This is a genomic window from Synechocystis sp. LEGE 06083 (assembly GCF_015207725.1).
GTDB lineage: Bacteria > Cyanobacteriota > Cyanobacteriia > Cyanobacteriales > Microcystaceae > Synechocystis > Synechocystis salina.
In genome coordinates this window covers 1-2,856 of the sequence record NZ_JADEWJ010000371.1, presented here as the reverse complement: position 1 = coordinate 2,856, position 2,856 = coordinate 1, and the positions used below count along the sequence as shown (strand labels likewise).

General features: G+C 45.1%; 5 protein-coding genes. All 5 read right to left on the bottom strand.

Annotation, left to right across the window (positions count from 1 at the left end; genetic code table 11):
• Positions 1-346 precede the first annotated feature (346 nt).
• On the bottom strand, positions 347-775 hold the full coding sequence (locus IQ219_RS18650; protein WP_194073599.1) for a type II toxin-antitoxin system VapC family toxin: 429 nt from the start codon (positions 773-775) through the stop codon (positions 347-349).
• Positions 772-1,059: a type II toxin-antitoxin system prevent-host-death family antitoxin gene (locus IQ219_RS18645; RefSeq protein WP_194073598.1), complete on the bottom strand. Its 288-nt coding sequence runs from the start codon at positions 1,057-1,059 to the stop codon at positions 772-774. The genes IQ219_RS18650 and IQ219_RS18645 overlap by 4 nt, the downstream gene beginning before the upstream one ends.
• Before the next feature lie 135 nt (positions 1,060-1,194).
• Positions 1,195-1,890, bottom strand: coding sequence for a recombinase family protein (locus IQ219_RS18640; protein WP_194073597.1), 696 nt, complete (start codon positions 1,888-1,890; stop codon positions 1,195-1,197).
• 227 nt (positions 1,891-2,117) lie between these two features.
• A complete protein-coding gene (locus tag IQ219_RS18635; protein ID WP_194073596.1) occupies positions 2,118-2,516 on the bottom strand; it encodes an HNH endonuclease signature motif containing protein in 399 nt (132 codons plus the stop codon).
• A gap of 2 nt (positions 2,517-2,518) precedes the next feature.
• Positions 2,519-2,856, bottom strand: a 338-nt coding sequence (locus IQ219_RS18630) for a hypothetical protein (RefSeq protein ID WP_194073595.1), incomplete at its 5' end; no start/stop codon positions are given.

The following is a 2,856-nucleotide window of genomic DNA, read 5'->3' as shown; positions in this document are numbered from 1 at the left end:
TTGTCCAATAGCTAAATAAAAATGACCACAAAGATTGAAAAATTTAACTTTCTTTAAAGCTTTGCTGATTTATCCATTAATACTCTGACAACCCTAGTTAACTACTGAGTTGATTATTGGGGATGCTGTTAAATAGGGTCTAAAATGTAGCGATATTTACCAATGAAGATAGGAAATTTTGTCCAGATAAATCGACCCCAATAACTTTTACTAGGGGTTTCTAACCTGACGATCTCTACCAACTCTTGACCAATATGGGGGTTAACTTTTTGATGTTTCTGGTGCCATGGGCGGACATCCACAAGGAAAGTTCTTCACCCTGTTCCTTATCTAGATTGGGGTTTTATCAACTGAAAAGGAATGGATTAAAGACCGGAACCCCTGATTTTTCAAAGTCCCCTACATTGCGAGTCACAACACACAGATTATGGACAAGGGCGATCGCCGCAATAAATAAATCCGGTTGACTGAAGGTATAGTTTTGCTTGCGTCCCTTTTCCACTAGCCATCGCCACTGCAAAATTACATCTTCATCTACTCCCAAAAGGCGATCTCCAAACCAGGGGCGTAAAACCTGATCTAGCCATTGGTTCAATTCCTGACGAAATACTTCATCTTCAGCCTTTTCTATGCCAAAACGGATTTCCGCCATCGTAATGGTGCTGAGATAAAAGGAGGTGGGCGATTGGCGATCGGCCCAGGCTTTCACCGCTGGATGACAATTTTTTTTACGCAGTTCTGAAATTACGTTGGTATCCAATAGCCAACCCTTCATAGCTCCACTGCTCTGACGGGACTTTGGACGCTGGAATGCTCGAAATCTAGGCGATTCAGGGGCGATTGGGAAAGAAATTCGTGGATATTGGGTTGGGCCATCAAGGGCAAAAGTTTAGCAAATTGATCAGCGGCAAGAACCACCACGGCATCCTTGCCCCGCACTGTGACAAGCTGGGGATTTTCCCCCTGGGCTAGACGTACCAGTTCGCTAAAACGGGCTTTGGCATCTTCCAATTTCCAGGTCTGAAGGGTATCTAGACCCTGGGTTGCTGAATTAGTCATTTTCTTACCTGACTATACCTAGTCAGATTCTAGCCTAAAATTCTCCCTATTCGTATTCAATTTCCAGCTTTTTAACTGAAGACCAGCAGTGAGCCCCCTTAATGAGAATGAGTAATTGTAAAAAATGTCCCTTCTTTACAAAAAACCACCATTTTTACTTAAAAATTCATGTTCTCTATTGATAATATTACTTACGGTCTTGGCATACCATCTTCCCCCACGGGACGTTTTTACCCTCGACTCGTTCAGTCGCTTGGCGATCGCCTCTAGGGTTTCCTCTTGTTCCCGCAGTTGAACAATTATTTCCACAATTTTGTGGTTCTCAGCTTTGACCAATTTTTTATCTGCTACTTGGTAACCAAAGCCAACCCCACCGATATATTCTCCCTGGGCCTTTTTGTGTTGCAAAGCTGTACTTGTCCTTTCCCCAATGGTTTCCCGTTCCCACTGGGCCACTGACATTAAAACGTTAAGGACTAACCGCCCCGCCGCTGTCCTAGTATCAACCTGTTCCCCGACGGACATCAGGGAAAAACGATCCGCAAAGTATTTTTCCAATAGGTAATCGAGATCACGGACAGAACGGGTCAGGCGGTCTAACTTGACTATGACCAGGGCTTCGGCTTCCCCAGCTTCCAACATTTTCAGGGCTTTTTCCAAGCCGGGACGATCTAAAGTTTTGGCACTTACCCCGGCATCAGTGATAATTTCCAGTATCTCAATATCGTATAAAGAAGCATAAGCTTGAATCTTTTCTGTTTGGGCATCGAGGCTAACTCCCTGGGTTGCTTGCTCTTCGGTGCTTACCCTGACGTAACCTATCGCTTTCATTCTCGCTTCCCTAAAATTGAACACCTATCCCGTCATTCCCAAGTCTAAGCCTAAACTAAGCTATCTCAATGGTACAAAAGTCAATTATTTAAAAATCAGTTAACATTTCGGTACATTTGACACCACGGAGAATGCTCTGTAACCCCGGTCTATTGAAGTTTTGATATTGATATCTGCCTGATGATAATTGAAGCTGGGATAGTCTGAGTTGTGCGGCGATCGCCTAGTTATGGGGTTAGCCGTTTGCGTTCTGCGATACGTTCTGAGGTGTTGAGTTGCAGAAGTTTGACCGTTGTGCGTCCTTCGGGGGTTAGTCCTTCAATGTGATGGTGACTAAGGCTAAAGTGCTCACTCCAGGACTGGGTACGAGGGTTGAAAAGAAAACAAAATTCTTTGGTGTGAAGATCGAAGGAGCCTAAGTCGCTTCCTTTGTGACGATTACAACGCCAACAGGTTAGGGCAAGATTCTCGGAAATGGTTTGTCCTCCGTGTTTTTCCGCGATGATGTGATCAAGTTCATGGGGGAAAAAGGAAAGATTTGCTGGGAGGCGACAGTATTCACATTGGTCGTTTGCTCGTTCTGTAACTAGGCGGCGCAGGGCAAGAGAGATGTAGGTTTTGCTCACAGTTAGCCGACTAAGTTTTTAAGGTTGCCTGCTTTGAGCATAATGACAAGATGTTCGATGCGTTCATACTCGTCAAGTTCAGCCTGTTCCGAGGGGGTCAGGTTTTCTTCTCGATTCAAGAGGTTTCTTAAGCGTTCCTGCATTTCTGGGGTGGGTCTGAAGTCTGAGATTTGTTGGGGGGTAGGATTGCTAGCGATGAAGTTGAGAATGTAGCGATAGAGGTGGGCGGGTAAGGGGGAACCGGGTTTGAGAATATCGGGTAGGCGATGACGTAACCAGTCTGAGGGGTTTTCTCCTGTTTGTACTATTTGCTCTAGGAGTTCGTCGGGGAGGTCTAGGG